Annotated in this window: 11 protein-coding genes; 7 read left to right on the plus strand and 4 right to left on the minus strand. The window is 57.5% G+C overall.

Going from position 1 to position 16,065, the window contains the following annotated elements:
* The first annotated feature begins 10 nt into the window (after positions 1–10).
* The 3 genes from OQ371_RS22025 to OQ371_RS22035 are packed head-to-tail and all read left to right on the plus strand — an operon-like array spanning position 11 to position 3,830.
* Positions 11–1,798, plus strand: a complete 1,788-nt coding sequence (locus OQ371_RS22025) for a carbamoyltransferase family protein (RefSeq protein WP_265990487.1) — start codon at positions 11–13, stop codon at positions 1,796–1,798.
* Positions 1,795–2,769 carry a glycosyltransferase family 2 protein gene (locus OQ371_RS22030; RefSeq protein WP_265990488.1) on the plus strand — a complete coding sequence of 325 codons (975 nt, stop codon included), beginning with the start codon at positions 1,795–1,797 and terminating at the stop codon, positions 2,767–2,769. The genes OQ371_RS22025 and OQ371_RS22030 overlap by 4 nt, the downstream gene beginning before the upstream one ends.
* 59 nt (positions 2,770–2,828) lie before the next feature.
* Positions 2,829–3,830, plus strand: a complete 1,002-nt coding sequence (locus OQ371_RS22035; RefSeq protein WP_265990489.1) for a glycosyltransferase family 9 protein — start codon at positions 2,829–2,831, stop codon at positions 3,828–3,830.
* Here OQ371_RS22035 and OQ371_RS22040 read toward each other — a convergent pair.
* Positions 3,796–4,770 carry a glycosyltransferase gene (locus tag OQ371_RS22040; protein ID WP_265990490.1) on the minus strand — a complete coding sequence of 325 codons (975 nt, stop codon included), beginning with the start codon at positions 4,768–4,770 and terminating at the stop codon, positions 3,796–3,798. The genes OQ371_RS22035 and OQ371_RS22040 overlap by 35 nt on opposite strands.
* A 192-nt stretch (positions 4,771–4,962) precedes the next feature.
* Between OQ371_RS22040 and OQ371_RS22045 the strand changes: the two genes are divergently transcribed.
* Both OQ371_RS22045 and OQ371_RS22050 read left to right on the plus strand, forming a co-directional pair.
* A complete protein-coding gene (locus tag OQ371_RS22045; RefSeq protein WP_265990491.1) occupies positions 4,963–5,277 on the plus strand; it encodes a hypothetical protein in 315 nt (104 codons plus the stop codon).
* Positions 5,278–5,330: 53 nt separating this feature from the next.
* Entirely contained in the window at positions 5,331–6,569 is a 1,239-nt protein-coding gene (locus OQ371_RS22050) for an amine oxidase (RefSeq protein ID WP_265990492.1), read from the plus strand.
* Positions 6,570–6,662: 93 nt separating this feature from the next.
* On the opposite strand, the gene OQ371_RS22055 is transcribed toward OQ371_RS22050, so the two are convergent.
* The gene (locus OQ371_RS22055; protein ID WP_265990493.1) at positions 6,663–7,883 is read right to left on the minus strand and encodes a glycosyltransferase family 1 protein; all 1,221 of its coding nucleotides are present in this window, start codon (positions 7,881–7,883) and stop codon (positions 6,663–6,665) included.
* A 371-nt stretch (positions 7,884–8,254) separates the two neighbouring features.
* Here OQ371_RS22055 and OQ371_RS22060 point away from each other — a divergent pair, with 371 nt between their 5' ends.
* Together OQ371_RS22060 and OQ371_RS22065 are read left to right on the plus strand one after the other, a co-directional pair.
* Complete coding sequence (locus tag OQ371_RS22060; RefSeq protein WP_265990494.1) at positions 8,255–11,368, plus strand: SusC/RagA family TonB-linked outer membrane protein; 3,114 nt, start codon at positions 8,255–8,257, stop codon at positions 11,366–11,368.
* Positions 11,369–11,379: 11 nt separating this feature from the next.
* On the plus strand, positions 11,380–12,831 hold the full coding sequence (locus OQ371_RS22065) for a RagB/SusD family nutrient uptake outer membrane protein (RefSeq protein WP_265990495.1): 1,452 nt from the start codon (positions 11,380–11,382) through the stop codon (positions 12,829–12,831).
* Positions 12,832–12,929: 98 nt separating this feature from the next.
* Here the strand turns inward: OQ371_RS22065 and OQ371_RS22070 are convergent, their stop codons facing one another.
* Both OQ371_RS22070 and OQ371_RS22075 read right to left on the minus strand, forming a co-directional pair.
* Entirely contained in the window at positions 12,930–14,024 is a 1,095-nt protein-coding gene (locus tag OQ371_RS22070; RefSeq protein ID WP_265990496.1) for an AI-2E family transporter, read from the minus strand.
* A 247-nt stretch (positions 14,025–14,271) separates the two neighbouring features.
* The gene (locus OQ371_RS22075) at positions 14,272–15,930 is read right to left on the minus strand and encodes an alpha-amylase family protein (protein WP_265990497.1); all 1,659 of its coding nucleotides are present in this window, start codon (positions 15,928–15,930) and stop codon (positions 14,272–14,274) included.
* Positions 15,931–16,065: the final 135 nt, after the last annotated feature.

A 16,065-nucleotide genomic window follows, 5' to 3' on the forward strand; every position in this document is an offset into this window, starting at 1 on the left:
ACAACAAGATATGTACACATTAGGTATCAATGCCGCCTTTCACGATCCGGCGGCCGTGCTGGTCAAAGACGGCGTAGTGCTGGCGGCAGCGGAAGAAGAGCGTTTCACCCACATCAAACACGGCAAACGCCCGATTCCTTTCTCTACCTACGAATTACCGTATAACGCCATCGACTTTTGCCTGAAAACCGCGGGCATTGGGCTTACCGAGGTCGACCACATTGCGTATTCCTTCGATCCGGATGCGTTTCCGGGCGTTAACCGCGACTCTAGAACCGTCGAAATTCCGCTGTTGCCGGGCGTTAACTCGCTCAACGGCTGGGAGAACCCTTACGACGGTTTGTTTCTGTCGTCTATTCTGAACGCTCCCGGCCATTTGGTCGACGGAGTTCCGCTGCACCTGGCCAGGCGGTTCAAGGGCGCACGGCACGACGGACCTCACCAATGGCATTATGTCAACCACCACCGTTCGCACGCGGCCAGCGCATTCCTGCCGAGTCCGTACAAAAAAGCGGCCGTGCTGGTGCTCGATGGCCGGGGCGAAGCGGTTTCCACCAGCTACTGGATGGGCGAAGGCAACCGGATGGAACTGCTCGGAGACGTTCCGCTCCCCCATTCGCTGGGGCTGTTGTACGAGCAGATGACGACGTACCTGGGCTTTCTGCACTCTTCGGACGAGTACAAAGTCATGGCCCTGGCCTCGTTTGGTCAACCGGTTTACGCCGATTATTTCCGGTCGTTGATAACGGTCCGGGAAGATGGAGCCTACACAATCGCTCCGCTGCAACTCGAAGCCCAGTTTGGTCCGGCCCGCGACAAAGGCGAATCACTGGAAGCACTTCACTTCGACATTGCCAGCTCAGTCCAACTGGTTCTGGAAGAAACCGTGCTCAAACTGATCAACTGGCTGCACGAACAAACCGGGGCCGAAAACCTGTGTATGGCCGGGGGTGTGGCGCTCAACTGCGTGATGAATGCCCGGCTGCGCGATCAGGGACCGTTCAAAAACATCTGGGTTCAGCCGGCCGCCGGTGATGCCGGAACCGCGCTGGGTGCGGCCCAGTGGGTCGATGCCGAAATGCGGCAGACCGACGAGCGGGCGTACGTCATGGAAAACGTCTACCTCGGTCCGGCCTATACCGACGATGAAATCGAATCCTTCCTGAATTGGTCGAAGCTGAGCTACAAACGGATGGACAACGTGGCCGAAGAAGTGGCCGACTACCTGGCCGACGGCAACGTCATTGGGTGGTACCAGTTCGGATGTGAGTTTGGGCCGCGGGCGCTGGGCGCGCGTTCGTTGCTGGCGGCTCCTTTCCCGGCTGAAATGCAGGGCCGCATGAACGACCTGAAGGACCGGGAGGACTTCCGCCCGGTGGCTCCGGTGGTGCTGGAAGAATACGCGGATACGTATTTTGTCAACGCACGAAAATCGCCTTTTATGCTGTTTGTCAACGACATTCGGCCCGAAAAAGCCGATCAAATCCCCGCCGTTCGGCACACCGACGGCACGGCCCGGATTCAAACCGTCAACCGGCAGCAGAACGCGGTCTACTACGACCTGCTTCGGGCATTTCACCAGAAAACGGGCGTTCCGGTCCTGATCAATACTTCGTTCAACACCCGGGGCGAACCGATCGTCTGCACCCCGCGCGATGCCGTCGAATCCTTCTGGACCTCCCCGCTGGATGCGCTGGTGATTGGCTCGTATTTGCTGACCAAAGGCGGATCATCGAACTGGCAGGGCCGGGCCGTTAATAAAGAAAGTCAGGAATGGTCAGGCGTTGTTATCCAATGAAACCGCTCGTATCAATTGTTATTCCAACGTACCGGCGACCCCATTTACTCCGCCGTTGTTTGCAGGCCCTGATGCGCCAGGATTTCGACCACCAGCAGGTTGAAGTTCTGGTCGTAGACGACGGTGCCGACACCCATACCCAGCGATTGGTGGAAGAAATTGCCCAACAAAGCGACCTCCCCCTCACCTACCTGGCCCAGCCCGAACGCCGGGGCCCGGCAGCCGCCCGAAACCGGGGCTGGCGGGCTGCATCCGGCACCATCATTGCGTTCACGGACGATGATTGCATTCCCGCCGATTCGTGGATTGGTTCGGCGGTTCAGGATTTTTCCAGGGGAGCGCAGGTGGTGACGGGGCAGGTTCGGGTTCCGTTATCCGACACGCCCACCGAAGCGGAAAAAATTGTGGCGTTTCTGGAAACCGCTGAGTTTGTAACGGCAAACTGCTTTTGCCTACGCTCGGTGCTCGAACAGGTCGGCGGGCTCGACGAACGGTTTGACATTGCCTGGCGGGAAGACAGCGACCTGCAATTCCGGTTTCTGGAATCCGGAATTCCCATCATCAGGAACCCGGATGCGGTCATTGTGCACCCGTGCCGGAAAGCGCCCTGGTGGGCCAGCCTGAAAGACGAGCGGAAAAACGCCTACGATGCCCTGCTCTACCGCGAGCATCCCCGTTTGTTTCAGGACCGGATTCCCAAATACCGCCGATTGGTATTCCTGTACTACGTCTTCGTGCTAAGCTTTCTGCTGGGCGTTGGCCTGCTGCTGGCGGGTGACCCGCTGGCGGCCAGTGTGGCCTTCGGTGTCTGGGCGCTCTCGCTGGTTGTGCTGATTGGAAGACGGCTGCGTAAAACTCAATGGTCGCTCCGGCAAATCGGCCAAACGGCGATCACCTCCGTGCTTACCCCGTTTCTGTCGGTGTACTGGCGGCTTTACGGGGCCGTGAAATACCGCACGCTGTATTGGTAAAAAAGGGATCGGCTTTCGGTTAAGTGATCGAATGCCGATCCCCCAAAACCGTCAATCCTATGAATAAAATTACAGACGCCCTGGGCCGCACGCCCGAAACCATCGGGATTTTCCGGGCCATCAAACTGGGCGATTTGCTCGTTGCCGTTCCGGCGTTGCGGGCGCTTCGTCGGGCTTTCCCGAAGGCCCATATTGCCCTAATCGGTTTACCGTGGGCCGCCGATTTTGTGGACCGGTTTCCGGAATACCTAGACGAGTTTATCCCGTTTCCGGGCTGGCCCGGTTTGCCCGAACAACCCGTTGACCCCGAAAAAACGACCGCGTTTTTGAACGGGATGCAAAAACGGCGGTTTGATCTCGTTCTGCAAATGCAGGGCAATGGTACCTGCGTGAATCCGATGATGGCGCTGCTGGGGGCCCGGCAAACGGCGGGGTATTACCCGGCAGCGCTTCCGCAGTATTGCCTGGATGCTGATTTCTACCTGCCCTACCCCGAGGGTCAGCACGAAATCCGGCGGCACGTGCAGTTGATGGAATTTCTGGGCCTGCCGGCGCAGGGGTACGACCTCGAATTTCCGTTGACCGCGGCCGATCAGCAACGCGCCCGTGAGGTCGAGGAGTTGCAACAGCTGGCGTCCGATCCGTACGTGTGCATTCACGCGGGTGGCATTTCGGCCCGGCGCTGGCCCGAATCACGGTTTGCGCAGGTGGCCGACACCCTGGCCGAAAAAGGCTACCGGATCGTGCTGACGGGTACCGCCGGCGAAACCCCGATTGTGGAAAAGGTACAAAATCTGATGAAAGCGCCGGCCATCAGTCTGGCCGGAAAAACGGATCTGGGCGTCATCGGACGGGTACTTCGTGGTGCCTCCTTGCTGGTCAGCAACGACACCGGCGTGTCGCACATTGCCTCCGCCCTGAAAACGCCCAGTGTGATTATCTACTCGACGTCCCGGCCCGAAGAATGGGGGCCGCTGAACCAGAATCTGCACCGGGCCGTTCGGGAAACCGCCGACCCTCAACGTGTTACGGACGAAGCGTTGACAGTACTGGCGCCGTAACGACCTCCTCCATCACCCGGTTCCAGTCCCGCACAAACCGTTCGAGTCCAAACCGGCTAAGAGCCAGTTTCTTCGCCTGCTCGCCCATCCGCCTGGCTTCGGCCGGGTTGTCGAGCAGGTAGCGCATTTTCTCCACCAATTCGTCGGGACTGCAGGATACGAAGCCGTGGACGTTGTTTTCGATCACGGTTGGCAACTCGGTGGTGGCCAGGGCAACAATCGGCATTCCGATCGTCATGGCTTCGATCACCGCCAGCGGCAGGCTGCTGTAGCGCATGGGGCTGAACAGAAACCGGTATTCGGCCAGCCGCCGGTGGAGATGCCGGTAATGAATTTCACCGATCCCCCCGATCTCGGCCGATTTCATTCCCATGACCGTGAGGGGCAACTGCTGCCGAACCTCTTCAAACAGATCAAATCCGGCCATCCGCCCCCGTCGTTGCAGTTCGTTCACGACCACAATTCCCTCCTCACGGTGCCCCTCGTAACGCACCGACGGATCAATGGCCACGCTGTGTTCAATGACGTAGCTGGGGGCCTGGCCGTTGTCCCACATCAGCCGGTTATAATGCGTGACGTGCACCAGGGAGACGCCCGGATCATCGGCGACCGGGTGGCGCGAAAACGTGGGATGTGGCTCGGGGGTGTTGTGTTCCAGGTAGATTTTGGGCAGTTGCAACTGCTCTTCGGACAAAATTTCGAATTGATCGGTCTGGTAGTTTTTGGGGGTTTGAAAGAGGATCAGATCCAGGTCCAGGTTGCGAACTTCATCGGCGGGTACTTCCCGGACGTACTCGGGCATCGTGGAGTCAACGCCCCGGCCGATGTAGCCTTCCGATTGATCGGGTTTAGTGGGAAGGTACCAGTTGTGTTCTGCCTGCGTAATGGCCGTCAGGTAAGCCCCGTGAATGTGCCAGATCAGGATATTTAGTTTTCGCATAATGAAAAGGTTGTAAAACGGTAACTGCACCGTCCGGAAGCCGGTTGAGGGGAGTAAGGCAACGGTCCCGCAACAAACCCAAAAAATGGCTTTTCCAGCCAGCAGAGGGCCAAATCCTCATTAATCAGTCTTGTTTTGACACCCTCATTTTGGTTGTCGGTTAGAGCTTGGAAACTAAACCGATTTAAAATTATGGGAGTGGGTATTGAAATGATTGTTGCCCTATTGCTGATGCTGGTGGCTGGTGGCTACATCATCTACCGGGCTGTAATCCGCGGAAAAACGAGTGGTCCGGGGTTGGACAAACCGGCTTCCAAGCCCATGCGGCTGGCGACAATCAGCGCCGGGGTGGGACTTATCATTGTGATTGCGCTCACGCTGGAATTCTGTCAGGAGCAAAATAATCGAATGGATAAAAACACCCACGAAGACAATTCATTAGACAACGTTGGGAAAGGCGAAAACGAAGATGACAACCGGGATGACCCGGACGAGACGCAGCGGTGATTGTAATTCACCGACAATCTGCGTATCTTTTCCCGGAATCAACTGCTCCTTCGATGGACGTATTAACGCATCAGCGTATTGCCTTACCGGATCACATACTTTCTAATCCATTCCGGTCCTTCTGGATGGCCGGCTACGAATGCACCGATAAACTTAATTCCTGGGGAAACCGGGTCGATTTCCTGCACACCACGGGTCACCTGCAGCGTCTGGACGACGACTACCAGGATCTGCAACCGTTCGGCATCCGGACGGTTCGGGAGGGAATTCGGTGGAGCCAGGTCGAGAAACGCCCCTACCAGTACGACTGGCAGGTTGTCGAGCACATGATTGAGCGGGGCCGTGTGAACGGTATTCAGCAGGTCTGGGATCTCTGTCACTTCGGTTTTCCGGATGATCTGACGCCCCTGCATCCGATGTTTGCCCGGCGGTTCGCGGCTCTGTGCCGGTCTTTTATCCAGTTTTACCGAACAATTGATCCCGACCGCACCCTGATTGTAACCCCGATCAACGAGGTCAGCTTTTTGTCGTGGCTCGGGGGTGACGCCCGGGGTACGTCGCCGTATTGCATCGGGCAGGGCTGGGAAGTCAAGTACGGACTGATGCGGGCTTACATTGAAGGTGTTGCCGCCCTGCGGGAAATTGACCCGACGGTCCGGATTCTGACGACCGAACCGCTGGTGAACATGGTGCCCCCGCTGAACGCAACTCCCGAGCAGATCGGGCAGGCTGCGCTGGCGCATACCGATCAGTACCAGGCGACCGACATGCTCAGCGGCCGGATGTGCCCCGAACTGGGTGGGCGACCGGAGTATCTGGACATAATCGGGCTGAATTTTTATTACAATAATCAGTGGATTGTGGGGTCCGGCGAATTTCTGCCCTGGGCCAACGACTGGCTCGATCCCCGCTGGCGCCCCCTGCGCGACCTGTTTATGCAGGTTTACCACCGCTATCAACGGCCCATTGTCTTGTCGGAAACCAGCCACCCCGGCGAAGACCGGCCATCCTGGATTCGGTTTGTAGCCCGGGAAAGTGCGGCCGTCCTGAAACAGGGTATTCCGCTCTGGGGCATCTGCCTGTACCCCATCATCGACCGCCCGGACTGGGACCATCTGACGCCCTGGCACCGGTCGGGTCTGTGGGATGCCGAACTGGATGTGAACGGCGCGGTTAGTCAGGAACCGTTCCGCCGGATTTTAAACCAACCGTACGCCGATGCGCTGCTCGACGCCCAGGCCCTGGTAGCCCTGGCTCAGATTCAGCCCGAAGTCAACCACTTCCGGTTATAATTAATTCTTGACAGAAACCCGGATGCGGGTGCTGTAGGAACCAGAAAAGCCCAGCCTGTATGGCTGGGCTTTTTAGTAACCGTGTTGGTATGCTTAGACCGTAACGGCTTTTGTAGCCGAAAACTGCGACAGTCGGGCCACCTGTAACTGGTCTTCAATCAAGTCGTGCATATCCTTCCAGGTCTGCTGCCAGGAACTCTGCGCCAACTGGGCATCAATCCGTTTCCAGCACATCGACCCGGGATCTGCCAGCGCCGCAGCAATCGAACGCTCAAACTCCTCCGCCCCGTCGGCAATCCACACCGGACCACACTCCCCGTAGGTGCTGACCACATCCCGGATCGGCGAGGACACCACCGGCAGACCCGCAGCCAGGTACTCCGGCGTCTTGGTGGGGCTGATGAAGCGCGTCGATTCGTTGAGCGCAAAGGGCAACAGCGCCACCTGCCAGTTGCTGAAATAGGCCGGCAGCTGCTCGTAGGCCTTCATGCCCAGGTAGTGCAGGTTAGGCCCCTGCGGCAGCGAAGCCGGGTCAATCTTGACCACCGGACCCAGCAGCACAAACTGCCAGTCGGGCCGCCGTTTCGCCAGTTCGCCCAGCAGGGCGATGTCCAGCCGCTCGTCGATAACCCCACTGAAGCCGATGCGCGGGTAAGCCAGCGAACTCTGATCGGCCGGATCGGCCAGCCCCAGGCGGGCCTGCCCAAAGTGGTGGTTGTCGATGCTGCTGGGAAAGGCGTGCACCGAGGGGTGCAGATTTTTCTTGGCTTCGTATAAGCTCTGACCGCCCGTGAAGACCAATTTGGCCTGTTGCAGCAATTGTTTCTCCCGTTCCCGCAATTGCGGGGGCGCCCCCCGGAAGGCCGACAGTTCGTCCATGCAATCGTAGACGGTGAGCCGGGGCTGGATATGCTCGGTAAAGTTGAGGGCCATGGGCGTGTAGTACCAGGCCACAAAGTCGGTGATCTGGTGCTGGGTCAATAGTTCGTCGAGCCACTTGCGCTGCATGGTCTGCTGGGTCTGGGCATCGGTACCGCCGGGCAGGTGCGGCACCAGGATGTTGAGCTGGGCGTTGACGGGCCGCACTTCCAGCCAGGAGCGGTTGTCGACGACGGGTTCTTCCCGGAACCAGACGCGGAAGTGGCGGCTGGCCCGGCTGAGCAAATGCTGGGGGCGCTGGTAGACGAAGTTCCAGCGCAGGTGTGAAAAACAAATTAAATCCTGGGCTGCCGGAGTTTCCGAGATTAATCCGAGTGATTTGGCTGCTTCCTGAGGTGTTGCCGGAGTGCCGGTTACCGGTTGATGATTAGACATACGTTGCTGTTTAATAAATAGTTTATTGCCTGCTGCGTCGGCAAACCCTTGGGTTAAGGTATCAGTAGTAGCCCTGCATTAGTTACCAAACTAAATCAGGCCCGCAATAGCTGTTGCAATTCTCGACAAAGTTAGGAAGTGGCCCGAATTCGCTTAACAGAACCCTAATAAAGGCGTTTTTTGCCTCAGATTGATCACCGCACCCCCTCCGCGGGCCATATTCTTTTTTTACGGGCGAATAATAGCCTACTCCGAACCGGGGCAGTTCCCCTAAAGCATCCGGATTCTGAACGCTGCCGAAAACGGATGAGTGCAGACTGTTAAGACGCGCTACGGAACCGTATTATTCATTTACCAGACGATTTAAATTCATGAAAAATCAGCTACCACGGCGTGGACCCGGTCGACGGTTCACGCGCATCAGCCTGTTACAACCTCTTCTGATTCTCTGGGCCGCCGTCAGTGCAATCGCCCAAACTATAACCGGTAAAGTAACCAGTGACAACGGAGAGTCGCTACCCGGTGTTAGCATTCAGTTGAGGGGAACCACTACCGGCACCACCACCGACCCCAACGGCAATTACTCCCTGACGCTTCCGGCCGCCAGCGGAACGCTGGTCTTTAGTTTCATCGGGTTTCAAACGCAGGAAGTGCCCATCAACAACCGGCCGACCATCAACGTCACCCTGGCAACCGACGTTCAGGCCCTGTCGGAAGTGGTGGTAGTGGGATACGGTACGCAGCGCCGGCAGGAACTGACCACCGCCGTTACTTCAGTGGGCGCTCAGGCCATCCAGCGGCAGCCCGTCGCCGGTTTTGATCAGGCCCTGCAGGGACAGGCCCCCGGTATTCAGGTAACGGCCCCAACGGGTGCGCCCGGCGCGGGTATCAACATCCGGATTCGGGGCAACAACTCCATCAGCCTGACTAACTCGCCCCTGTACGTCATCGACGGCGTGCCGGTTTTGCCCACGTATGACCAGGAACTCGGTATTGGCAACCAGCGTCCTAACCCGCTCAACACCCTGAACCCGAACGATATTGAGTCCATCGACGTCCTGAAGGATGCGGCCGCTGCGGCCATTTACGGACTACGGGCATCCAACGGGGTGGTGGTGATTACGACCAAGCGGGGCAAGACCGGGCAACCGCAGGTGAGCCTGAACGTTTACTACGGCACGCAGCAGTTACGCCGAAAAATCGAGCTGCTCAACGCCCGCCAGTTTGCCGAGTATTTCAACGAAGCAAATGTTGCCGCCGGCAATCCGCCCGCCTTTACGGACCTGAACAACCTGCCCTACAACACCGACTGGCAGGATGCCGTGTACCGCACCGGCCCCATTCAGAACTACCAGATCAGCCTCAGTGGCGGCACCGACCGAACGAAATACTACGTCTCGGGCGGGTACTTCAAGCAAACCGGTATCCTGCTCAACTCGGGTTTTGACCGGTACAACTTCAAACTGAATCTCGACCAGCAAATGGGCGACCGGTTTCGGCTGGGTACCAGTCTGAACCTGAGCCGGACCAACAACAACACCAGCGTCCGGAGCGAACTGGGGCTGCAAAATTCGGGTACGGTATTGGGCGCTCTGGCCCAGATTCCGACCATCCCGATCCGCAACCCAAACGGCAGTTATGCCATCAACCCGTTCCAGCAGCTGGATAACCCGGTGGGCAACCTGCTGGAAACAAACAACCGAGCCATCATTTACCAGGTAATCGGAAATGTCTACGGCGAACTGGACATCCTCCCCAATCTGTCGCTTCGTAGTTCGCTGGGGATCGATTTCCGGACCCAACTCGAAAACCAGTTCATCACCCGCAACTACCCCGGCACCCAGAACGCCAGCCCCGCAACCCGCGGTAGCGCCAGCACCGCCACGAATCAGCAGGTGGTCTGGTTGTGGGAAAATACGCTGACCTACGACCCGGAACTGGGAAACGATCATAAACTGACGCTGCTGGGCGGCCAGTCCGTTCAGTCGTCGGACCGGTTTACCTCCCGCGCTTCGGTTACCGGTTTTCCGTCGAATGCCGTGCCGTACCTGAGCGCCGGAACGCAGTTTACTGCCCCCTCCAGTTACCAGGACCAGTGGGGGTTGCTGAGCTTTTTTGCCCGCGCCATCTATAATTACCAGGAACGGTATCTGGCTACGCTCAGCCTGCGGGCCGACGGTTCGAGCCGGTTTGCGCCGAACAACCGCTTCGGGTATTTCCCGGCCCTGTCGCTCGGCTGGCGGGTTTCGCGCGAAACCTTTTTTCCACAGTCCAAAGTCGTCAACGACCTGAAATTGCGGGTGAGTTACGGCGCCAACGGCAACCAGGAAATTGGGGCCTATCAGCGGTTCAGCACCTACGCATCGGGGGCCAACTACGCCGGTTCGGGCGGAATTCAGGGCGGAATCGCCCCCCAGCAGATCGGGAATACCGATTTACGCTGGGAAACGACCAAGCAGTTCAACGTGGGGGTCGACATTGGTTTGTTCAACAACCGGTTAACGGCGACCTTGGATGCCTACCACAAACGCACCACCGACCTGCTGACGAACGTGCCGCTGCCCTTCAACGCGGGAGCGCAGAATCCGCAGATCATTCAGAACATCGGCGACATCCAGAACAAAGGGCTGGAGCTGGGCATCAACAGCACCAACATTGAAAGCCAGGGCAACGGCCTGAACTGGACAACCAACTTTAACATCAGCCTGAACCGCAACAAGGTGCTCGATATTGGCACCCTCCGCAACGAGCAGGGGCAGGAAGTCGACCGGCAGATCATCGGCGATTTTACCATCACCCGCAAAGGTGAACCGCTGGGCGCCTTTTACGGCTACGTGGTGCAGGGGATTTTCGAGTCGCAGCAGGAAATTACCCAGGCCCCCACCCAACCCAATAACCCACAGCCGGGCGATATCCGGTTTGCCGACCTGAACGGCGACGGGGTGATCGACGCCAACGACCGCGCGGTCATCGGAAACCCCAACCCGGACTTTTTCGCCGGCTTGACCAACACATTCACCTACAAGGGTTTTGAACTCAGCTTTCTGTTCCAGGGTAGTTTTGGAAACGACATCTTCAACCAGAACCGAATGAGCATTGAGGGCATGTCGGACCCGTTCAACCAGACCGCGCGGGTGCTGACCCGCTGGCGTCCCGACAACACGAATACTGACATTCCGCGGGCCGTTCGCTACGATCCCAACCAGAACAACCGGTTTTCGACCCGGTTTGTGGAAAGCGGCACCTACACCCGCCTGAAAAACCTGACCGTTGCTTACACCCTGCCGACCAAAACGGTGCAGCGGGCCCGCATCAGCAGCGCCCGGATTTACCTGACCGGCCAGAACCTGCTCACGTTCACTAACTATACGGGTTACGACCCCGAAGTGAGCGCCGACCCGTTCTCATCGGTGGGCTTTGGCCGCGACTACGGCGTCTATCCGCAGGCCCGAACCTATACCGCAGGCATCACCGTCAACTTTTAATCTACCCCGTCATGAAGAAAATAACGATACTCCTTCTCCCCTTCCTGTTTCTGGCGGGCTGCCAGGTGCTGGAAAAAACCCCGTTGCCTAGCATCACACCGGAAAACTTTTTTCAGAATGCCGACGATGCTGAATCGGCGCTGACGGCGGCTTACGATGCGCTGCAACAAGCCGGTACGTACGGCCAGGACCTGAACACGGTGGGTGAAATGCCGTCCGACAACGTCACGAGTACAAACGGCGACGTCAACGCCCTGGAACGCATCCTGTGGACACCCCAGACCAGCCAGGTAAACAACGTTTTTCAGGCGGCTTACATCGGCATCAACCGGGCCAATGCCGTGTTGAACTACGTGCCAAATATTCAGATGGATACCGTCCGGCGAAACCAGATTCTGGCCGAAGCCAGCTTTTTGCGGGCCCTGCATTACTTCAACCTGGTTCGCCTGTACGGCGGGGTTCCGTTACGGCTTACGCCAACCGAGTCGGGCCAAAGCAGCATCGTCAACCTGGCGCGGTCTACGGACGAGCAGGTTTACGCTCAGATTGTCAGTGACCTGCAGCTTGCCGAACAATGGGCCACCCCCGGTTCAGCCAGTCCGATCCGGGTGAGTAAAACGGCGGTTAACGCCCTGCAAGCGAAGGTATTTCTGACCCGACGGCAATGGGCACAGGCCGCAGCGGCCGCCAACCGAGTCATCAGCAGCGGTTTGTACCAGCTGGTACCCAACTTCAACGCCCTGTTTCCGCCGGAAAACAAACCCGAATCCATCTTTGAGGTGCAGTTTGCGGGGAATGCCGACGGCGGTTTTATCCTGCCCGACCTCCTGCTGCCTTCGCCCCCGGCCACGTATTCATTTCCGAAATTCAACATTCCCACCAACGAACTGATCCAGTACGCCGACACGGTCAACGACCAGCGCTGGCGGTTCACGGGTGAAGTTGTTTCGGCGGGCCGGAATCACGCCAGCTTCGTGCTGTCTACCTCTTCCAACGCCAATGACAACGGCTATTTTGTTTACAAATGGCGCAGCCCACCCAACGCCTTCAATAGTCCGGACAACTACTACGTGCTGCGGCTGGCGGATGTGCTGCTGATGCAGGCCGAAGCCCTCAATGAACAAAATGGCCCGTCGCAGGCTGCTCTGACGGCTCTGAATGCGGTTCGGACCCGGGCCGGTTTACCCGCCCTGACGCTGGCTACAGTCTCGACGCAGCAGGCGTTCCGGGTTGAGGTAGACCGCCAGCGTCGGCTGGAACTGGCCTTCGAGGGAGAGCGCTGGTTTGATCTGCTGCGGTATGCCCGGCACGAACTGGCCCAACCCGGCGTGGCGCACGAGGTGACGGCGCTGGACATTATTCAGCAGCAACGCGGTACGCCGGATGTCAATTACCTGCTGTTTCCGTTCCCGCAGACGGAAATTAACAACAACGCTTTGGTGCAGCAGAATCCGGGATACTGATTCGGGTTAACAGATGAAGGCGGTATTCGGATTGGCCGGTTTGTTGTCAGACCGTCAATCCGAATACCGCTTTTGTTGGCAGCTATTCTTTAAAAGCGCTAATGCCCGTTTCGGCCGAAAGTCTGTCGTACTTTCCGGATCCACTGCGGTTCTTTCACTTCGTTTTCCAGCAGAAAGCCGTACGGTTTCAGGGCCGGAACGTGGTCGCAGACAATCTTGATCATTGCAAACAACGGCTCAAACAGAATCATGCCCGGTAGCCCCCAGAGTAATTCGCCGAGGATAATGGCAATGATGGTGAACAACGGACTCAGGTTTAATTCCGCACCCATTACCAACGGTTCGATGATGTTGTTGTCAATCACCTGGGCCACCACCAGAATGGCCGCCGTGGGTAGCACTAGGTCGGAAGAACCGCTGACCAGTGCCATCGCCAACGGGAAAGTGGCCCCGACAAACGCCCCTACGTAGGGAATGAGCGTAGGAATGACCGCGATCCAACTCATCAGAAGGGCGTTTTTCAGGCCGATGATGGAAAGACCAATCATGTAGAAAACCGCCAGAAAAACCATCGAGATCAACCGTCCCATGAGGTACTGGGCCGACACGTTTGCCATTTTGGACAGGGCCGCCCGGACCGTCTGGTGGTGTTCAACGGCAAATAGCTTCAGAATAAACGCCGGGTACTTCTCCCACTTCCACATCAGAAAAAAAACGTACAGCAGCACCAGTACCACAGAAGTCAGCAAACCGCCAAGGCCACCCAATACCGTATTCAGAAGTTGTCCGGAGGAGGAAGGCTGTTTTTCGAGTTGCGTTTTGATGGCCTGTATCTGCTGCTGGGGAGAAACGCCAACCTGCTGCTGCACCCACTCCTGAACGGTATTCAGTAGCTTCAGCAGCCGGGGCTGAATCTGGGGCCAGTCCTGCGCCAGCCGGGCGGCCTGGACGTAAATCACCCCGCAGAAACCCGCCATGAACAGCAGCAGCAACAGCATTGAAAGCAGCGTTGCACTGATTCGGCCCAGCCCCCAGCTTTCCAGTTTTTGGCTCACCGGCAGCAACAGCATCGAGAGAATGATGGCGAAAAACAGCGGGACAAAAAACGGTTGCCCAAAATACAGGGCCACCACCAACAAGATTCCAAAAAGCAATACCGCATCGGCGCGGTAGATCGAAGCGCGTTTTATCATGGGATTCATCAACCAGCCCACGGCGTTAACCGGGGGTTCAGGAAATGGGAAGGCCCTCTAAACCGTTTGAACGGTTGACCATACGTGTCAATTCAGTCCATAACGGTAGAGCGTAAGCGATGGGCCCTGGATCGGGCGGTGTCGCCCGCAAAGTGCAAAAATAGCGGTAGCAATCAAAAAAACGCCGACGAAGCATCCGGATTGGTTGCCCGAATCGCTCCGCCGGAACTTGCAATTTGCCACCCGTTTACTCAGCCAGACTGAGCAGATGGCTCAGACTACCCGCCCGAAACCAGCGGTACCCGTAGGATGATAACCGGATAGGATGCACGCCTTTCTCGTTGGCTTCACTTTCTTCATTGGCCATCAGGTCCACCAGCCGGGCTTCGTTTTCCTGCTTCAGATTCAGGTGAATTTCCTGCGGATGCGGATCGAAGTTATGCAGAACGATCACCGAATTGCCCCGCCAACTGTAATGAATGCCCAAAACCCGCGGGTTACCCGTCGGCAGAATCTTCCAATGCCCCCACCCGATTTCGGGACATTCCTTCCGCAGCCGGATCAGAGCCGTCATCCAGTTTAAAAACGAATTGGGGTCGCGACGCTGGGCTTCCACGTTTACGTGCGTGTATCCGAAAGGGCCTTCATCAATCATCGGATGAACCAGCTTGTCGGCCATCGAAAAACCCGATTGCGGATCTGAACACCACTGCATGGGCGTCCGCACGGCTTCCCGCTCTTTCAGATCCAGGTTTTCACCCATCCCGATTTCGTCGCCGTAACGCAGCACCGGCGTTCCGGGCATGGAAAACATCAGGCTATAGGCCAGTTCGATTTGGGGCCGGTTGCCAATCATGGAGGCAACCCGCCGACGGATGCCGCGCTCGTAGATCTGCATGGACGGCTCCGGGCCGAAACGGGCAAAAACGGCCTGGCGCTGCTCTTCGGTCAGCCGCCCCAGGTCCAGTTCGTCGTGGTTCCGCAGAAAATGGGCCCACTGACTGGCCGGAGCAATGTCGCGGGTGGCTTCCAGCGCTTCGACCAGCGGCTGAACATCGGCGCTCGCCAGGGCGTAAAACAAGTGCTGATTAACGTAAAAATTAAAGAGCAGGTGCGACCCGTCCCCGTCTTTTCCAAAATAGTTATCAATTTCTTCCGGCAGTACATTGGCCTCGCCCAGCAGAATGGCGTCGCCTTGCCGCCACTGCAGAAAGCGCCGGAATTCCTTGATGTATTCAAACCGCATGGTGGGTTTGGTGGGATGGGAATTCGCCGATTCCAGCACAAAAGGCAGCGCATCGACGCGAAAACCGGCCACACCCAGCTGGAGCCAGTACCCCAGAATCCGGCGAACCTCCGCCCGGACCTCCGGATTGTCCATGTTCAGGTCGGGCTGAAATTCGAAAAATCGGTGAAAGTAATAAGCTTTTGCCTGTTTGTCGTAGGTCCAGGTGGATTCCTGAACGCCCGGAAAAACCACCCCGTCCTCGGAGTTGGCGGGTTTTTCTTTCGACCAGATATACCAGTCCCGGTGTTCGGAGGTTTCGGAACGCCGGGCGTCTTCGAACCACGGATGCTTGTTGGAGGTGTGGTTGACGACCAGGTCAATCAGGACCTTGATGCCCCGTTTGTGGGCCTGGTACATGAATTCGACGAAATCACCGCTGGAGCCGTGCCGCTGGTCAACCCCGTAATAATCTTTAATGTCATACCCGTTGTCCTGGTTGGGGGTCGGCTGAAAAGGAGCTAACCAGATCACATCGACACCCAGCGCCTGCAGATAATCCAGGCGACGGCTCAGTCCGGCGAAATCGCCCACCCCGTCGCCGTTGGCGTCCATAAACGTTTCCAGATCAAGGCTGTAAATAACGGCATTCTTGTACCAGAGGTCTTCAATCATATCCATTCCGTTCGTTGATAGAATCTGAACGCATTCTTCGCCCGCCCTGTTTTGGATTCTTATTCCCGCACGGTGCATGAGCGCACCGGGACAAAACCATTCGGGCGGTTATCGGTTTAGAAATCAGGAAACCAACCGGCC

Source organism: Larkinella insperata (assembly GCF_026248825.1).
Lineage (GTDB): Bacteria > Bacteroidota > Bacteroidia > Cytophagales > Spirosomataceae > Larkinella > Larkinella insperata.

Excerpts from the sequence above, each read along its gene's own strand:
- OQ371_RS22040 (WP_265990490.1), bottom strand. The coding sequence starts at position 4,770 with ATGCGAAAACTAAATATCCTGATCTGGCACATTCACGGGGCTTACCTG.
- OQ371_RS22070 (WP_265990496.1), bottom strand. The coding sequence starts at position 14,024 with ATGATAAAACGCGCTTCGATCTACCGCGCCGATGCGGTATTGCTTTTT.
- OQ371_RS22030 (WP_265990488.1), top strand. The coding sequence starts at position 1,795 with ATGAAACCGCTCGTATCAATTGTTATTCCAACGTACCGGCGACCCCAT.
- OQ371_RS22065 (WP_265990495.1), top strand. The coding sequence starts at position 11,380 with ATGAAGAAAATAACGATACTCCTTCTCCCCTTCCTGTTTCTGGCGGGC.
- OQ371_RS22050 (WP_265990492.1), top strand. The coding sequence starts at position 5,331 with ATGGACGTATTAACGCATCAGCGTATTGCCTTACCGGATCACATACTT.
- OQ371_RS22055 (WP_265990493.1), bottom strand. The coding sequence starts at position 7,883 with ATGTCTAATCATCAACCGGTAACCGGCACTCCGGCAACACCTCAGGAA.
- OQ371_RS22025 (WP_265990487.1), top strand. The coding sequence starts at position 11 with ATGTACACATTAGGTATCAATGCCGCCTTTCACGATCCGGCGGCCGTG.
- OQ371_RS22045 (WP_265990491.1), top strand. The coding sequence starts at position 4,963 with ATGGGAGTGGGTATTGAAATGATTGTTGCCCTATTGCTGATGCTGGTG.
- OQ371_RS22035 (WP_265990489.1), top strand. The coding sequence starts at position 2,829 with ATGAATAAAATTACAGACGCCCTGGGCCGCACGCCCGAAACCATCGGG.
- OQ371_RS22060 (WP_265990494.1), top strand. The coding sequence starts at position 8,255 with ATGAAAAATCAGCTACCACGGCGTGGACCCGGTCGACGGTTCACGCGC.
- OQ371_RS22075 (WP_265990497.1), bottom strand. The coding sequence starts at position 15,930 with ATGGATATGATTGAAGACCTCTGGTACAAGAATGCCGTTATTTACAGC.